The sequence below is a fragment of the Rossellomorea marisflavi genome, from assembly GCF_009806575.1.
Taxonomy (GTDB): domain Bacteria; phylum Bacillota; class Bacilli; order Bacillales; family Bacillaceae_B; genus Rossellomorea; species Rossellomorea marisflavi_A.
The window spans coordinates 2,337,383-2,353,554 of the sequence record NZ_CP047095.1; the positions used below are offsets into that span (position 1 = coordinate 2,337,383).

Consider the following 16,172-nt stretch of genomic DNA (forward strand, 5'->3'; position numbering starts at 1 on the left):
ACCGTAGAATGAGGAAAAGGACTTTATATATACGTTTCATTTTTTATCATTGCTGTCAACCGGTGAAGTTGTCTACCCGTTCCTTCGGTTCTCCCCATGGTGAAGGGGGGGCAGGTGTTGGATCATCATTTTCATTAAGTGCAAAGAAACAACTCACTTGAACCAGCCTTTCTCCTTCGATTGGGTAATGGCCTCGATCCTGTTTTTCACACCGAGTTTTTCAAGGATGGTTGAAATATAATTACGGACGGTTCCTGCCTTCAGGCTGAGTTCATCGGCGATTTCCTGCGTGTTTTTCCCGTCGGCGACGAGCCACAGCACTTCTTTCTCACGATCCGTCAGGGGATTTTCTTCACCATATACATCATCCATGAGTTCGGGTGCAAACATCCGCTTCCCATCCATGACGAGTCGTATGGATTGAGCAAGCTCTTCACTGGGGCTGTCTTTCAGAAGGTATCCCTTCACCCCTGCCTTCAGGGCGCGTTGAAAATAGCCTGACCGTGCAAAGGTGGTCAAGATGATGACCCTGCAGTCAGTGTCCTTCAGTCTTTCTGCTGCTTCCAGCCCAGTCATCTTGGGCATTTCGATATCCATCATGCATATATCGGGACGTAGCTCCCGAACGAGCGAGAGCGCTTCTTCCCCGTCTCCTGCCATCCCTACGACTTCCATATCATCTTCGAGGTTCAAGAGGGAACCAAGGGCCCCCAGCATCATCCTCTGATCTTCTGCAATCACGATTGAAATCAATTGTAACCCTCCCTGTTTGTATCTTTTATCACTTTAGGCACGATCATTGTCAGAGTGGTGCCATCTTCTCCGTCGATTCCAAGCTCTCCGTTCACGAAGTCGAGCCGCTCACGGATCCCGATCAATCCGCTCCCTTTTGATTTGCGGTAATCCTTAGGGATGCCTTTACCGTTATCAGAAAGAACGAATCTAAGGCTATCATGGCTTTCCACCACCCTGAGTGTACACTCTGTGGCGCCGCTATGCTTTACGATATTGGTAACGGCTTCCTTCAGGCACATACTGAGGATATTCTCAAGGAACAGCGAGATATTGGGGAGCGGTTCCTCGTATTCAGGGATGAACCGGATGTCGGCTGCTGACAGGAGCTGACGGATCCGGATGAACTCATCCTCGAGCCTGATGCCTCTCATCTGTGATACGAGGGTCCGGACTTCACTCAGCGCCGTCCTTGCCGTCTGCTGGACATCCATGAGTTCGTTCTTCGCCTGTTCCGGATTTTTCTCGACCAGTTTTCTGGCCAGATCGCTTTTCAATCCGATCAGTGATAGTTTCTGACCAAGGGTGTCGTGGAGATCCCTTGCAATCCTCTGCCGCTCTTCCTGCTTCACCAATTCTGAGATCCGTTTATTGGCATCTTCGAGCTGCTCTTCCAACTGCCCTTGTTTGTTGCGATTGAAAATATTGAAAGGAAGCAGGATCACACTGATCCAAATGATCAGGATGAAAGGAATCTGAGAGAGGAAGACCTCATGCTGGAGGACGAATTTATAATTGATCGATGCCGTCGTAAGGACCAAATGCACCACATACAGTGTCAGGAACGCCGCCCGGTTCCTTATGTTCCCATTATAGTAGGCGATATAAAAAGCAAAATAGATAAAATTGAACTGCACGGTCATGATGATGGAAATGGCGATCAGGATCCCTGTCCATAGATACACGGGCCACCTGCTCGACAGGAAGGCAAAGCGCAACGCTAGGAAAAACAGGATCGTCATGATGATCCCGGTAACGATCTCCATGGTGGAAGACGATTGAAAAATGAAGTAAAAAGGCAAGATCGACGCAATGGCCCATACATACGGCGACGTGCCTGAACCTTTAAGCTTCCCTGTGGAAACGTTCATAATGATCCCTCTTTTCCTCAAGGCATACAGCCCTTAATATTTCCTTTTTTGAATGGCTTTTTGTTTTTGCATGACCTCATACGATTTATGTATGATATCGGTTAACACGTCACCCTTATACACACGTCCGATCTTGGTGTTCTCCTGATAGTATTCGACAATCTCATCCAACTTCTCCGACGTTTCGGGATCAATCCTTACATTAAGCTGCATCTTTCCTTGATTTGACAACATTTATCTCCACCTTCTATCAAAAGTATAGCAACTGCTAGCATTTCGATATCTTAATCATAGCACATGATATCAGGGAAAATCGACCAAAAAGGACAACATTTCAAAGAAATTCGATGAGAAAATTCTTCCCACCTTTACTCCGGTCTTATCACAAAAAAAAGAACACCCTTTCACCGCAGCCAGTGCCGTAAAGGGTGTTTTCACATCAGATATTTTCGTCGCAATAAGCAACCAATGCCTGCTCTTCTTCTTCCTCAAGGGCAAAATCCAAATAGGTTTCGGATCCCCGTTCGATGATAGCGTACTGAGCGAGTTTGGAAGACGCTTCTTCCCGGACATAAATGCCTTTTATATACATTCCGGATGGTGTATACAATTCATCATCTTCCGGAACCTCGATTTCAATCATCACTTCATATCGCTGTCCCGGAAGGATCCCGGTCGGGTCTTTCAATTCTTCTGCGTTCATTTGAATGATTTCCATATAAAACTTCCTTTCATACCTTTTCCTAAACACCCATTATACACGTAATCCCGTTCCTTCACACCATTCTCTTCTCATCCCCATGTTTTCTCGGTTATAATGGTGCTTTAAGGAGTGATCTCATGGAACGAAATGAAATGGAAAAGAAAATCATCGAAAACTATCAAAAAGATGAAAATATGATGATGATGGTTTTTGCCCAGTGGTGTGTGAATCAGGATCTTGATCCAGTTGCCGTTTACCTCAAAGCCTACCCGGAGCAGAGAGATAATCCTGTCCTGAAACAAATGATGGAGCTGACGGTCCCGAAGGAAGAATCCTCAGATATTCCTTACAGTACCCTTCTGGGCGTCCTCCAGTTATTCGGCAACGAAGATTTGGCCATCGCCATTCAGGAAATGCAAAAGCGCTGAAGGAAAAACCCTTGTGTACTTAATCCGTTATATACACCCATCTTTAACAATCATAATCTAGAAGCCTGGATTCTCTTCCAAGCTTCTTTTTTACATAAAATCAAAATAATAGCGGATGATGTGAAAGAAAATCGGTGCTGTATAAGCCAGACTGTCCACCCGGTTCAAGTAACTTTCCTGCAAGGAAGTGAACTTCGGCCGGTCCCCGATGAGAAGATCGCGTTTCAATACCGATACCGTAAGACTGCCGATAAAGGCACCTGTCGCAATGATGACGCCTGACAAGAGACCGAATGTTTCATTCAGTGGCGTCAGATATGGATAGAGGCTAAAGGATAAGCCCGTTGTAACCAGTAAAGCCACCATATATCCTTCCCATGTGATGGCAGGATTCGCTGTAGGAACCACCTTTAGGCGGCCGGCATAGATGGAAACCAGATGTTGAACGATGTCACTCACCTGCGTAAGGATGACAAGGTAAAGGACAAGATTGGCTCCATATTCGGGACTCGCAACTTGGAAATAGGCCAGATGGCTAAGACCGAACACCATAAGCATCAGGCCCCATTGAGTAGAGCTGACCGACCTTAAGAACCCTACGGTCCCCTTCCCCAGGATCCTCGGTAGCGGCAGAAGTAAAAAAACGTACACAGGGATAAAGACGATGAACATTCCATACCACCCAAGGTAGATCCAATAAAATTGGAGAGGTATCGATATGTATGCCCACAGGAAAATACGCCGGTCGGCCTTCCGTGTCTTCATCATGGAAAAATACTCTTTAAGAGAGAAGAAGCAAAGGATCATTAATGAGAGCATGGATACAAGAGGGTTGAAAAGGGTTGCAACCGTAAAAACGATAAACATCCCCCACCATGTTTTGATCCGCAGGGAAACACGGGAAAAATCCTTGTCCCCCTGGAACTTCCTCACTAAAATGAATGCCAGATGACCGGCTGAAAGCGTAAGGAAAATGATGAATAACGTCCAATAAGCGCTTGTGGTCAAAAATGTCCCCCCTATTGTTGAAATCCTTTAAAAGGATGGGTCATTGGTCATATTAACCCCTCAGGTTATTGTATAATGAAGAAGGTGGAACATCTACATTTTTTTAGGAGGTGCGCGGATGGAAGACCACTTTATTTATATTTTATTGACGGATACGGGCACCCTGTTCACTAAATCGATCAAGAGCTATACGAAAGCCCCCTACAATCACGCGTCCATTTCATTTGATCGGGAACTCACCGACATGTACAGCTTCGGGAGGAAGCATCCATCCAATCCACTGTCGGGTGGATTTGTGAAAGAAGATGTCCGCAGTGGTACATACAGCAAATATCCGAAGACGACCTGTGTGATATACAGGCTGAAGGTGTCGCAGAGGGATACGCAAAAAATGCTCCGGATTCTGAATGTATTCAAACGCAGCAGCAATAAGTATCTCTATAATCTATTCGGGATCGTCGGCGTGACCATGAATGAGCCGGTTGAATTCAGCAACTCCTACTTTTGCTCCCAATTCGTCGCGGAAGTATTGAGCCGGTCGGGTGTCAAGCTCTGGGATAAGCTACCCGCCCTGGTTACCCCCGAGGATTTCAGGAGATCCCCATCGTTTGAGCTGATTTACGAAGGGACATTGTCAGATTATGAACCCGTCAAAAAGCAAAGGAACCTCCCGGAATGAAAAAATCCGGGAGGTTCCTTTTGGTTATTATTCGATTGTAAAGCGAAGGAAGAAAATAAATTGATAGACCATCTCATACGCTTCCAGGAGGGTAGCTTCTTCACTGAACCCCCTCATATCATTCAATGTCAGATTGAGATCCCACAGACCATCCTCCCCGTTGAATAAAAGTTCGTAGGAGTCCTCTCCATTCGTCAGGGTCTCAGCCAGGATCTGCTTGATTTCCGGACCAAATTTCTTTTGGAGCTTCAGTCCAAGGAGAGCGCCGTAGGTTTGGAAGACGTCATTCATCTCAAGGGAGACTCCGTCAACTCCCACACGGTCAAAGCACTCCGCTTCCAGATAGACGAAGTGTTCCGGGTTTTCCTTCAGGTACCGGACAGGTTCGTCCAGTACCGCATGACCGTCAGCAATCAATTCTTCCGTTTCCTTATCGCATCGCTCCACCACTGCTTGGGAAAGAGCGGTCTTAAAATCGATGATGGTGAGTCCTTCCGGGGACTTCAAGTCATTTTGAAGGAGATACTCCATTTCTTCAGGCAGGGCTTCAATGGTACCCTCAACTCTGTCTGCCCACTCAGTCATTTTCTTTTTCATATGTAGTTCCTCCCTTATTCGGATAGTTCTTTGAATTCAGCGTATACGGGACAATGATCGCTGCCGAGCACCGCTGGTTCCATCCCGGCTGAAGCAAGTGAAGGCGCCAGGGAACGCGAAGCAATGACATAGTCGATGCGCCATCCGATATTCCGCTCCCTCACCTTGTTAATGTAAGACCACCAGGTGTACGCATCATCACGATCCGGATGAAGATATCTGAACGTGTCGATGAACCCGGCATCCAAGAGCTGCGTCATCTTCTCCCTTTCCTCATCCGTAAACCCTGAATTCCCACGGTTTGAACGGTCATTCTTCAAATCGATGGGTTGATGGGCGACATTCAAATCCCCACATAGGACGACAGGTTTATGCTCGTCCAGCTTCTTTATATATCCCCTTACCTTATCTTCCCAACGAAGGCGGTCGACTATGCGGGATAAATCCCGCTTTGAATTCGGGGTGTACATGGTCACAAGATAGAAGGATTCGAATTCACATGTAATCAATCGTCCTTCTTCTTCAACCTCTCCTTTGGCAAATCCGTAACTCACATGGAGTGGTTCCGTTTTTGTGAAGACGGCTGTCCCAGAGTATCCTTTTCTTTGAGCGTAGTTCCAATACTGATGATAGCCCGGCAGATCCAACTCGATTTGACCCGCCTGGAGCTTTGATTCCTGAATGCAGAAGATATCCGCATCACTATGTTTGAAGAAATCAAGAAAGCCCTTTTTGACACAGGCCCTGATTCCGTTAACATTCCAAGAAATTAGTTTGACCATCTCTCATTTGCACCTCTGATTTCATGTTTCCGACCGTTGATCTCTGGTCGGAATCCCTGCTATTATTCTACCATATTTCAGTCACGCCAACGAAATTATACTGATATAACTTATAGTATTCCTCTTATTATTCTAATATAACGAATTCATATTCTTATTATTCTCCCATAAAAATAAGGCGCGGAAACGTTCCCTCGCCTTATTCCAACATCATTGAATTTCTACTTCGATTCGGTGGTAGAGTTCTTCTGTTATCTGCTCGACCTCATTGAAATCCATAAGGTCGACATAGATACCCTTCATCTGGTCACGGAAATCCTTTGCTTCTTTCAGCGTCTGGATCGCTTCCTTCATTTTATCTTTGTAGCCTTTTGTCGCTTCTTCAATCTCTCGACTATATGTTTCATCGGTTCCTTCCGTGATACATCGTTCATACATATCGACGATGTGATCCCCTTCACGTGAAGGGAAATACTCATGGGGTGCCGTACTGTCAAAAATGGCGATCCCCTGTTCCCGAAGGATGACCATATCGAGGCTGTTCGGATCAAAGCCGCAGTGGTATACTTCCACGCTGAACCCTTTTTCTCTGCCGCTTGCCGCAATTTTCTTCAGCATCGTCGACTTACCGGATCCTGCCCTGCCCTTGATGAAGAACCTGTCAGGTATCCCTTCGGTGAGGTTTTGAATATGATCGATTGCACCGACCGGAGTTGCAGCACCGAGGAATCGACGTGTAATTTTCCCTTCTGTGCCCTTATTTCCCCCTCCAAAGAAGGTGTCGATTAATTCCCCTGTCAGGGTATCGGCTTCTTCGAAGTCCATATTGGAAATGTACACTTTTTCGATATCATCATGGTCCCTTAGGGACGCTGCAAATGTATCATATGCTTCCTGACGTTTTCCGATGAACTGATTGAAATACGTCAATACGTCTTGAGTATGATCCGCTAGTTTTTCCATATCCAGGGGCTTTGTGAGGTCGACCCTTTCCACGACCGCCTGGGCAACATTGAACATTTCACTGCCATCGATTACACCGATCCCCTTCTCCGGCAAAAGGACAGCATCCAGGGCATCAGGCTCCAAGGCACTATGGATGTAGTCCAAGTGATATCCCTTTTTCTCCAACCGTGTACCGATCTCTTTTAGAAGCGTCGACTTACCAGCCCCTGGACCGCCGTCGAGAATATACACCTTTTTCAACTCTTCAAAAGCGGAATCCGATAAACTGATCAACCCTTTGGCAGTGTTCCCACATGCAAAATAATGTTTAGACGACATCGAATCATCCTCTCTTCACTCTTCCCTTTATGCAGGGAAGGGAGTTCGCCCATAGTAAACCATATGTCTTACAGCCTGCCCCCGTGAATCGGGCAAAAAAAAGACGCCCTGTGACACGGGCGCCTTTCCTACTCCCTCTTATCCATGTTCTTACCATAAAAGATCTCATCCATTTCCTTCTTCAGTTTGCTTGTGATTTCATTCGCCTCTCCTTCACCGAGGCGGTCTTCCGTGTAACCGAACAGATAGTTGTTCAGATCAAATTCCTTCAGCTTACATTTTGTATGGAAGATGTTCTGCGGATAGACATTCACATCAATCATATCGTATTCTTCTTTGATCGCCTCAGGTATATAATTTTGGATGGATTGAATATCATGATCTATAAAAAGCTTGCGCCCATTGATATCCCGGGTGAATCCCCTCACTCGGTAGTCCATCGTCATGATATCCGTATCAAAGGAGTGAATGAGGTAATTCAATGCCTTTAAGGGAGATATTTCTCCGCAGGTGGACACATCAATGTCCGCACGGAAGGTACTGATTCCTTCATGTGGATGATATTCAGGATATGTGTGGACAGTAATATGGCTCTTGTCCAAATGCATGGCGGCGCTTGCCGGGAGAGGACCGGGAGATTCATCAAAATGTTCAGTGGGGACCTCGACGATCGGTCCTTCAGATACAAGGATGGTGACGCTTGCCCCCTGTGGTACATAATCCTGCTTGGACACATTCAACACATGCGCCCCGATGATATCCGATACATGTGTCAGGATGCCCGTCAGACGTTCTGCATTGTATTGTTCATCAATATATTCGATATACGCTTCCCGCTCTTCCCGCGTCTTCGTATAGCATACGTCGTACATATTAAAACTTAATGATTTTGTCAGATTATTGAATTCATGGAGCTGAATGCGCTCTTGATGAGATAAATTCATGAAACACTTCCCCCTCATTACACGTATGTGTGTATCTTACCCGAACACCCCCGAGGTAAAACAAACTGGCAATAGCTTTTTCTTTTTACTTTGCGCTGCATTTGGTTAAAATGGATGTAAGAATGGAGTTGTATATCGTGAAAAAACTACTACTGCTTATCGTACTTATAGCAGCTGCATATATCACCAAACCACTATGGATTGAACAGGTTGAGGCATCCAGTCTCGGCTCCATCATGGACAAATTCCAGGAGTTCAAGGAACGGGATGACGTCCAGGGTGCGATAGACGGACTTGATCAGGGGATGCAATCCCTTCTTTCAAAGCTGGATGACTTTAAAGGGGGCAAGGAGCAGGAACCTGAAGCACAACAGGCAGAGAAGCCGGCGCTGACGACCCCGAGCAGTGAAACCTTCTCTGTTCACAATATCGAACTTGGCGCTGACAAGAAAGAGGTGGAAGAACAAGCGGGTGATCCCCAAAGGCATTCCATGAATGAATATGGTGTAGAGTGGTTCGCCTATCATGACCACTACCAGAATTTCTTCCTGGCGTCTTATGATGACAATGGAAAAGTCAATGGTCTTTACACGAATCAGGATCTGATCTCTTCAACGACCGGCATCAAAATAGGCGCCTCCAAAGAGGATGTGCGGAATGAAATGGGCAAACCACTCGAACATATCAGAAAGGGGATGACCTTGTTTCAGCTCCAGACCGACGGGGAGCATGATGTTTTCGAAGTCGACGATTCCTATGTGACGATCTTTTATGATAAGCATGAGAACAACACGGTCACAGCCATCCAGGTGATCGATTCAGGGTTGGAGAACGAGAAAAAGGATTATTACACCGAAGCCTCCGCTTCCATGAAAGAAGGATTTGAATACCAGCTTTTCGACCTCACGAATGCCATCCGGGTCCGGATGGGGGAATCCGTCCTGACTTGGGATGATCATGTGAGGGAAACCGCAAGGAAACATAGTGATGACATGGCCGAAAACAACTACTTCAGCCACACAAATCTTGAAGGGGAATCGCCGTTCGACCGGATGGCCGATGATCAGGTCGCCTTCAGGACGGCAGGGGAAAATCTTGCCTATGGACAGCTCAGCTCGATCTTTGCCCATGAGGGGCTCATGAACTCGATGGGCCATCGTGAAAACATCCTTCAGTCCCATTATGAGTTCCTCGGTGTAGGGGTTTCGTTCAACGAAAAGGCCCAGCCCTATTATACAGAGAACTTCTATAGTGAATAAACCTCATCTAGACAGCAAAAAATCCATCCTATCTTAAGGATGGATTTTTTGATTTGTCACCTACGACCGGCTCATGAAAACTCGCTCTCGATTGCAGGGTGGGAACTCTAACTTACTGGCCGGCGGTTCAATTACTTATCACCGGGTATGTCGCATCCATTTTCATCACATGTCATCCCTTGGTTCGTATTCAGGGACGTCAAAGGAGAACGGGATTCTTCTTGCCATACTTTTTGCAGGGCATCACGGAAGACCTCAGGTGGTTGAGCGCCGGAAATGGCATATTTTCTGTTAATCACAAAGAATGGTACCCCCTGTACTCCGATCTCCCTGGCTTCCGCTTCGTCCATTCGGACTTCCTGCGCATAGGCTTCGCCCTTAAGGACTTCGGCGGCCTCGTTCCTGTCCAATCCGACTGACTCACCAAGGTCGAGAAGGGTCGCTTCATCTCCGACATGCTTGGAATCGGTAAAGTGCCCTTTTAACAGCAGCTCCGTCAATTCGCTCTCTTTTCCTTTGGACTGTGCGAATTTAGTAAGACGATGAGCATCGAATGTATTCGTCGGCACACTTGTATCAAAACGGAAATCAAGGCCAACGGCAGCCGCCTGTTGGGTGAGGCTTACGGAATTATTCCTTGCCTGTTCTTCGGTGATCCCGTATTTGGACGCGATCAGCTGATGGATGTTCTTATCCGTATCCTTAGGGAAGTTGGGATCAAGTTCAAAGCTCTTGAACTCGACTTCCACCTCATTTGCATGATCAAACTGCTCAAGTGCCTGCTCCAGGCGCCGTTTTCCTATATAACAAAATGGACAAACATAATCAGACCATACTTCTATTTTCATCCCTTGCACCTCTTTACTGTTTATTCTAGAGGCATCGTACCATATTTTGAGTCATAATACCCATCATCAGCTCAGCCTTCTCCTTTTTCGTTTCGACCTGTTGCCATGGCAGCGGTCACAGATGGAAAACCCGAACTCAGGCGGCAGCTTTTTCCCGCAGCTCCTGCACGTGCGGCTGTAGGATTGAACTTCGTCTGAAAGGGTATCATGCACGCCATCTGCTATCTCTTCCCTGACCCGCTCCCAATAGGCAGCTTCTGTCTGGCGGCCTAGCCGATAGAGAAAGAGAAGATGTAAGCCCACGGATTTATACGATAGTTCCTGTTGTTCCAAATTTCGTGTCCTGATGACCGGTTCCGGGAGCTCCTCACCATCGATGATGGCATGCATGCATTGGAGCCACTGTGTAGTCAGGCGATCCTCCTTTTTGCTGAAAGGAAGGTGAAGAAAGCCGTAAAGGTCGTCCAGGGAAAGCCTGGCTTCGATGTCTGATCCCTCGATCCGTTCATACAGCTCTTTTTCCTCAATCAACGAAGCCTTCTCGGTTCCTTCAGGAGACTCGAATCGATCCCAAAGCTCGAAGAAGGTCCCCAAGTGATTACTGTAGCGCTGGAACCGTTCAAAGACCGAAGAGGTGGGTGCAACGGCAAAACGATTGAGGGGGCGGTCTTCCTGATGCAGGAGTTTTTCCATCGCTTTGACGTGCCTGCTGAATGAAACCTTACCTACTTCATAAAGCCCCTTCCGTCCAGCACGACCGGCAATCTGTTTAACTTCCTGTGAAGAAAGCCGCCTTCTCCTTGTCCCATCGAATTTCTCCGTTTCAAGGAATACGATCCTCCGGATGGGAAGATTGAGACCCATTCCGATGGCATCCGTGGAAACGATGAGGTTCGTCTTCCCTTCTATGAATTGCATCATTTGCTTTTTCCGGGTTTCAGGCGGCATGCTTCCATAGATCATACTCACCTTATGCCCGCCCGACTGAAGCCTCGAGGCTGTCTCCAGAACCTTTTTCCTTGAAAAACAGACGATCGCATCTCCGTTCTTGGCGCTCCGAAGCTTGAATTCCTTTGCTTCCACCTGCAGGGGAATCTCGCGTTTATAGTGATGGACCGTAACATCTTCCTCACTGAGCAAACGGAATAAAAGTTCTTCCACATTGCTGCTGCCAATGATATGGACTTCCTTCGCCCTGGATTTGGTAATGGCCCGATACCATGCGTAGCCCCTGTCCTGATCGGAAATCATCTGGGCTTCATCGATCACAACCACGTCATATTGATCCTTCTCATGGAACATTTCCACGGTACTGGCACTATGAAGTGCACCAACAGTCACTTTCTCTTCTTCACCGGTTTTCAGATTACAGGGGATACCCTCACGATTTAGTTTATCGTAAACCTCCAGGGCAAGAAGGCGCAAAGGTGCAAGATACATGCCACTTCGGGCTTTTTTCATGCTTTCCAGTGCGGTATGGGTTTTGCCTGTATTCGTTTCACCGAGATGCAGGATATAGCGGATATTGCTCTTACCAGGGGCACTGTACTCCCGTCCAAAAATGGACTCCAGCATAGCCTCCTCTTCTCGCTGTTTCCTCTCCTGTTCTTCCCGTTCTTCCCGTTCGCGCTTTTCTCTCTCTTCCATATCTGCTGCCAAGCTGGTCAGCTGGTCTTCGGGATCCCACGGTTCTTCCGCAATCTCAAGGAGGCGTTCTACCTTTTCTTCACCGAGCCAATTAAACCAGGTGTTCATCATCGACAAAAATAGCGGATGATTCATCCTGCTCAGCCTTTCCATATTCAAGGGCTGACCGAAGGCTTCCAGATAGCGTTCGAGGTGGTCTTCCGGTAGGGCTTCAAGCAGGGAATTCATGATCAGCTGATCGGCATGATAGGAACTGAATCGCTCGTAAGGGGCCAGATACGTTTCATACTCCCAGGCATCCCGGTCCCAATTCTCACTTTTTTTATTCAGGGATCCCGTGAATTCTCCCATGAAATCCTCCAGTAAAGGATAGTGTAAAGAATGGAATGCACCCTCTTCTCTTAGCTGGTCTTCCTCAAGGATGAATTTTTTCTTACTCCCGATGTCGGCTGCAACTTTTTGGGCCATGAGATAGCGAAGCTCTGCGTACCATGTAAGCTCCTTTTTCCCAACCTGGTCTTCCACCCACTGAAGGATATCCCTTCTGATTTCCTTTTGGAGCGTGGAACGCTTTATACGAGCATGATCTTCCTTCTGTTGATCTTTGACTGCATTGAAACGGTCCTTCCACTCCTGACCGGCCTTGACTGTCTCTTTTAACCAAGCTTCTCCATCGAATGGGTCTATCTCCCTTATCTCGTTCCGGAAAAGCTGATTGACCCATTTTTTCTCCATTCCGTTCAGTTCGATTCCCCGGCTGCGGAGAAAGGCCTTTTTATGGCTGAGCATGAGGTCATTGGTTACCCTATTCAACCACGTATTGATCCACACCTGATGAAAGAAAGACCTTCTATCTGTTACATAGTCATCGAATGTCGGGCAGCTTTTTCTCTCCTGCATGTAGCGCATGATATCTTCATCTATTTTTTGTTTCGTTTCATTTATGGCTTCTTCCCTTACGTCCTGAAGCTTTTGCATGCTGTATTCCCCAATCATATTATTCTAAGAATCTTTAGTTTATCATAGTTGGATGCAGCACAAAAAGCCCGCAATCCAGCGGGCTTAGTTTTGTTCCAACCTGATTTTAATGGCATGTGACAACGACACGATCATTTCTTCCATGATTCCTTCGAATATCCTGTCCGGAACCCACTTTCGGGAGCCTTTCGGATTCATGGACAGCCATCCGTTCATGATGGTCCCCTCCGCGTCTGCTTTTGCCGTGAATTCACCACATCCTACGAAAGATCCTTTGGCATCTTCCAGAGCGAAGCTGATTTTCTCCGGAGGGATCCATTCCTTCACCCTGACCTCCGCCGTGACCGTTTTTTTTATGATGCCATAAGGGATCTTCATCTTCCATTCTACGTGATCGCGAGCAAAACGCCTGTGACCTATATACCCTGAGACGAGGGGAGCCCACTCTTCCAACTCGGATATGAAATCCCATACGGCTTCGATGGGCGCATGAACATTTAGGGAACAGCTACTTTTGACCAAAACGCTACCTCCTTGCAGTGTCTAATCAAAGACGATCGAGCAGTGGAATGAGACCGGCCAAACGATCAATCTCATAAGTCGGAGTAACCAATTCAGGCTTCTTTTGATGATGATTGATCCAAACGGTCCTAATCCCGCATTGATTGGCACCTTTTATATCTGTATTCAGATTATCGCCTACCATGATGGCTTCTTCCTTTGCTATCCCGACTTTCTCGAGTGCAATCTCAAACATCTCAGGCTCCGGCTTTCCTTTCCCGACTGCCCCTGAAACGATGATTTCCTTGAAGTATGGGACCAATTCAGGCGTCAGTTCAAGCTTGGTATGCTGCAGATGGGGTGATCCGTTTGTCAAAAGGATCAGTTCATACGAATCTTTCACCTTCTCGAGTACATCGAATGTTTCATCGTATACAAAAGGATGCTTCTTGCGTTCTTCCCTAAAGCGTTCGGCAAGTTCTTCTCCTAGACCCTCCACCCTCACACCTTCTCGTTCCAGTCCGTTTTTCCAGGCTTCTTCACGATAGCCCGGGGCAATCCGGCTAAGCTTGGTGAAATTTTCGTCATGATCGTCGAAAAAATCCCCCCAAAGACCTTCGAATGGGTTGATCCCGATCATTTGTGTGAATTCATATGTATCATACGAGGCATAAAGCTCTCTAGCAGAAGCCCTCACAGAAGATTCCAGCTCATCAGCATCCACTTTCACCTGAGTTGCTGCATACCGGCATGTGGCACCAAATGCTTCGGAAATGCTTTTAGCATCCCATAATAACGTGTCATCCAAATCGAAAAAAATTGCTTTTAACAAAACGCATCCCTTCTCTCCACTTTGTTTTATACTCTTAAGATTACAAGGAGACGCTACATTCGTCTATAATAATCACGAGCATGCGTTTTTTTAAAGTGAAAAAGGGAACATAGTAAGTATACATATTCGTAAGAAGGAGGAATCGACATGTGGATTGTTTATATCAGCATCGCCATCGTGGTGATTGCCATCATCATGCTCGGCGTATCCATTGTCCGAACGTTAAAAACGACTAAACCGGTCATCAATCGTATGAATGAACAGGTGGAAAGCATCCAGGGAAGAATGAATAAATTGATAGACGAATCGTCCCAGCTTCAGGCCACCCAACAGGAAATCCAGAAGGATATTGAGTTCAAGAAGGATAGCATCACGATGACAGTTGAAGAAGCAAAGGATCTTCCACGCTCCATCAAATCGTTGTTTAAAAATATGAAGGCTTGAATCCCTCCTCTTGTGAGGGATTTCGTTTTGATTTGTTTTGTTTACATAATATTATTATGATGTATTTGAACGATCGGTTTGCCTCTGGTATAGTTGAGATGCCCCTCCTGGACATTCGCTTGTTGCGGGACACTTAACCATGTACGGACAGGAGGGGCACCTTTACTTGAGTAACCCCTTGGGAATCCACCCCACCCTGCCCTCTTTTTTCACCAAATCAAATCCTGTACATCCTCCATCGACCAACTGCACCCTTTCACCGCTTGTTACAGGAAGCAAGGTGCATGACACATCGTCCTTCACGTTATGACCATCATCCTCTATGTATTCATTTTTAACCCAGAACATTCTTTCCGTCTTTTTATGCATGCATCGGCTGAAATCCTCTGCCACTTCCAACCGTTCGATCTCATAATCCGGGAACGTGATGCCGGCCGCCTCTTGATTGTGCGGCATATAATCGCCTTTAACCTCGAAATCAGGAAGATGATCGACATACATGAAGGAGTATGCTCCTGATTCGATGATCAGTGCATTCAATTGTCCGGACGATTTCACGGCACAACCGCCATCGATGGAGATCATTTTCTTGTCGTGGTTGATTAATGGTGCATGGGAGAAGCCATTTTCAATGTAATTGACCACAGGCCAATGTCCAACGATGACCTGTTTACCTGCACAGTGATACCTTTCCATGAACGCCCTCTTCGTCAATGCCTCCATCCGGCTCGTTTCCTGCCACTCTTCCCCTGGGTCAATCCCTGCATGTACAAATAGATATCGTTCGCTTTCGATGGCGGTGGGAAGTCCTGAAAGCCACTCGATCTGCTTACTGAAGCTATTCACCAGGACATTTTTCATTTCTTCTATCCCCGTACCCTCTGAAAACGTCATGTCTTCTTTTATCATCCACTCATGAAAGAGGGATTTTTCTCGACGATTCAAGTACCCTATCAAATCTGGATTCAATTCCACCAAATCGTCCACCAATGTATCACAATTCCCCTCTAACACGTGTACGTTCGGGCTCTTAACTGAAAGTTCCATGATGTAATCCACCACGCCGCTGCTGTCGGGTCCCTTTTCGCATAGATCTCCGATGAACAACAACCGATCGTCTCGTTGAACATGTACTTTTTGCACTAATTCCTTTAAAAGATCGAGTTCCCCGTGGATATCACCAATGACGATCACTCTGGACTTATCAGGGATACTGATTTTCTTAATTTTTTCCATACGGGACATCCTCCATAGCATTATTGGTAGCGTTCCGACCGTATATGGCCATTATCGACTTTTCTATGTATGTCTGAAGAACGGAGATGATGGATTGCTTTTAAAAGTCCAATACGCAC

18 protein-coding genes are annotated in these 16,172 nt (G+C 46.5%); 4 read left to right on the forward strand and 14 right to left on the reverse strand.

The window, feature by feature from the left end; translation table 11 throughout:
- Positions 1-153: 153 nt before the first annotated feature.
- The 4 genes from D5E69_RS12105 to D5E69_RS12120 form a co-directional block, all read right to left on the reverse strand.
- Positions 154-753, reverse strand: coding sequence for a response regulator transcription factor (locus D5E69_RS12105; protein WP_048003728.1), 600 nt, complete (start codon positions 751-753; stop codon positions 154-156).
- Positions 750-1,883 (reverse strand): sensor histidine kinase, encoded by a 1,134-nt coding sequence (locus D5E69_RS12110; RefSeq protein ID WP_048012823.1) that lies wholly within the window; start codon positions 1,881-1,883, stop codon positions 750-752. Before D5E69_RS12110 ends, D5E69_RS12105 begins: the two co-directional genes overlap by 4 nt.
- A 33-nt stretch (positions 1,884-1,916) precedes the next feature.
- Complete coding sequence (locus tag D5E69_RS12115; protein WP_370296006.1) at positions 1,917-2,117, reverse strand: hypothetical protein; 201 nt, start codon at positions 2,115-2,117, stop codon at positions 1,917-1,919.
- A gap of 205 nt (positions 2,118-2,322) precedes the next feature.
- Positions 2,323-2,601 (reverse strand): DUF6509 family protein, encoded by a 279-nt coding sequence (locus tag D5E69_RS12120; RefSeq protein ID WP_048003730.1) that lies wholly within the window; start codon positions 2,599-2,601, stop codon positions 2,323-2,325.
- Positions 2,602-2,723: 122 nt separating this feature from the next.
- Between D5E69_RS12120 and D5E69_RS12125 the strand changes: the two genes are divergently transcribed.
- Positions 2,724-3,014 (forward strand): protein YxiS, encoded by a 291-nt coding sequence (locus tag D5E69_RS12125; protein WP_048003731.1) that lies wholly within the window; start codon positions 2,724-2,726, stop codon positions 3,012-3,014.
- A 90-nt stretch (positions 3,015-3,104) separates the two neighbouring features.
- Here D5E69_RS12125 and D5E69_RS12130 read toward each other — a convergent pair whose 3' ends face one another.
- A complete protein-coding gene (locus tag D5E69_RS12130; protein ID WP_048003732.1) occupies positions 3,105-4,022 on the reverse strand; it encodes a phosphatidate cytidylyltransferase in 918 nt (305 codons plus the stop codon).
- Between the two features lie 118 nt (positions 4,023-4,140).
- On the opposite strand from D5E69_RS12130, the gene D5E69_RS12135 reads away from it, so the two are divergent.
- Positions 4,141-4,701, forward strand: coding sequence for a hypothetical protein (locus tag D5E69_RS12135; protein WP_048003733.1), 561 nt, complete (start codon positions 4,141-4,143; stop codon positions 4,699-4,701).
- 27 nt (positions 4,702-4,728) lie between these two features.
- Here D5E69_RS12135 and D5E69_RS12140 read toward each other — a convergent pair whose 3' ends face one another.
- From D5E69_RS12140 to speD, 4 genes are all read right to left on the reverse strand, one after another.
- Entirely contained in the window at positions 4,729-5,298 is a 570-nt protein-coding gene (locus tag D5E69_RS12140; RefSeq protein ID WP_048003734.1) for a hypothetical protein, read from the reverse strand.
- 14 nt (positions 5,299-5,312) lie between these two features.
- Positions 5,313-6,080, reverse strand: coding sequence for an exodeoxyribonuclease III (locus D5E69_RS12145; RefSeq protein WP_159129723.1), 768 nt, complete (start codon positions 6,078-6,080; stop codon positions 5,313-5,315).
- 210 nt (positions 6,081-6,290) lie between these two features.
- A complete protein-coding gene (locus D5E69_RS12150; RefSeq protein ID WP_159129724.1) occupies positions 6,291-7,364 on the reverse strand; it encodes a PRK06851 family protein in 1,074 nt (357 codons plus the stop codon).
- A gap of 128 nt (positions 7,365-7,492) precedes the next feature.
- Entirely contained in the window at positions 7,493-8,308 is an 816-nt protein-coding gene (gene speD / locus D5E69_RS12155; RefSeq protein ID WP_048003737.1) for an adenosylmethionine decarboxylase, read from the reverse strand.
- A gap of 137 nt (positions 8,309-8,445) precedes the next feature.
- Here speD and D5E69_RS12160 point away from each other — a divergent pair, with 137 nt between their 5' ends.
- Positions 8,446-9,567: a CAP domain-containing protein gene (locus D5E69_RS12160; protein ID WP_231578766.1), complete on the forward strand. Its 1,122-nt coding sequence runs from the start codon at positions 8,446-8,448 to the stop codon at positions 9,565-9,567.
- A gap of 131 nt (positions 9,568-9,698) precedes the next feature.
- Here the strand turns inward: D5E69_RS12160 and D5E69_RS12165 are convergent, their stop codons facing one another.
- The 4 genes from D5E69_RS12165 to D5E69_RS12180 form a co-directional block, all read right to left on the reverse strand.
- On the reverse strand, positions 9,699-10,415 hold the full coding sequence (locus tag D5E69_RS12165; RefSeq protein ID WP_159129725.1) for a DsbA family oxidoreductase: 717 nt from the start codon (positions 10,413-10,415) through the stop codon (positions 9,699-9,701).
- Between the two features lie 66 nt (positions 10,416-10,481).
- A complete protein-coding gene (locus tag D5E69_RS12170; RefSeq protein WP_159129726.1) occupies positions 10,482-13,040 on the reverse strand; it encodes a helicase-related protein in 2,559 nt (852 codons plus the stop codon).
- 84 nt (positions 13,041-13,124) lie between these two features.
- Positions 13,125-13,562 carry an SRPBCC family protein gene (locus tag D5E69_RS12175; RefSeq protein ID WP_053072379.1) on the reverse strand — a complete coding sequence of 146 codons (438 nt, stop codon included), beginning with the start codon at positions 13,560-13,562 and terminating at the stop codon, positions 13,125-13,127.
- Between the two features lie 25 nt (positions 13,563-13,587).
- Positions 13,588-14,373, reverse strand: coding sequence for an HAD family hydrolase (locus D5E69_RS12180; protein WP_063191577.1), 786 nt, complete (start codon positions 14,371-14,373; stop codon positions 13,588-13,590).
- A 147-nt stretch (positions 14,374-14,520) separates the two neighbouring features.
- Here D5E69_RS12180 and D5E69_RS12185 point away from each other — a divergent pair, with 147 nt between their 5' ends.
- Complete coding sequence (locus tag D5E69_RS12185; RefSeq protein ID WP_048012828.1) at positions 14,521-14,817, forward strand: DUF948 domain-containing protein; 297 nt, start codon at positions 14,521-14,523, stop codon at positions 14,815-14,817.
- 162 nt (positions 14,818-14,979) lie between these two features.
- Here D5E69_RS12185 and D5E69_RS12190 read toward each other — a convergent pair whose 3' ends face one another.
- Positions 14,980-16,053 carry a metallophosphoesterase family protein gene (locus tag D5E69_RS12190; protein ID WP_148795205.1) on the reverse strand — a complete coding sequence of 358 codons (1,074 nt, stop codon included), beginning with the start codon at positions 16,051-16,053 and terminating at the stop codon, positions 14,980-14,982.
- Between the last annotated feature and the right edge of the window lie 119 nt (positions 16,054-16,172).